General features: G+C 57.0%; 1 protein-coding gene. It reads left to right on the forward strand.

Features of this window, described 5'->3' with window-relative positions; genetic code table 11:
• The first annotated feature begins 112 nt into the window (after positions 1–112).
• On the forward strand, positions 113–604 hold the full coding sequence (gene purE, locus RG807_RS17655; RefSeq protein WP_309046050.1) for a 5-(carboxyamino)imidazole ribonucleotide mutase: 492 nt from the start codon (positions 113–115) through the stop codon (positions 602–604).
• Positions 605–704 lie beyond the last annotated feature (100 nt).

The following is a 704-nucleotide window of genomic DNA, read 5'->3' on the forward strand; positions in this document are numbered from 1 at the left end:
AGAGCCCCCGCTGCCGCGCTCCACCGAATAAACAGCCCAAAGACCTTCCTTGCATGGCAGATAGTCAAAACATACAATGTCCGGCTTTCCAATTATCACAGGACAGTTGCGTATGCAGCCGCTTGTAGGACTTATCATGGGCTCCAAATCCGACTGGCCCACCATGGAACACGCCGCCAACATGCTCAAAAAACTCGGTGTGGCCTATGAAACCAAAGTCGTCTCAGCCCACCGCACCCCGGATCTGCTTTTCGACTACGCCAAAAGCGCCTCCGACCGCGGCCTGAAAGTCATCATTGCAGGCGCCGGCGGCGCAGCTCACCTGCCCGGCATGGTCGCATCGCAGACTTCCTTACCTGTACTGGGCGTGCCCGTACAGTCCAAAGCACTCAGCGGCCTCGACTCCCTACTCTCCATCGTGCAAATGCCAGGCGGCATTGCCGTAGGCACCCTGGCTATCGGCAACGCCGGTGCCACCAATGCCGGCCTACTGGCTGCACAGATCATTGGCACCTTTGATGCGAATGTGAGAAAAGCTGTAGACGAATTCCGGACAACACAAACCCAAACGATTCTAGATAATCCCGATCCAGAACAGCAGTGAATCCACTGACCAGCTTAGACTGAGCGGGTGGGGCGAGGCTTCCCAAAACTGTGCGGAGCCATGGATGGCGGAGCCAAGCGTACACGGACGTATTCACAGC

The organism is Marinobacter sediminicola, from assembly GCF_031157525.1.
Classification (GTDB): Bacteria; Pseudomonadota; Gammaproteobacteria; order Pseudomonadales; family Oleiphilaceae; genus Marinobacter; species Marinobacter sediminicola.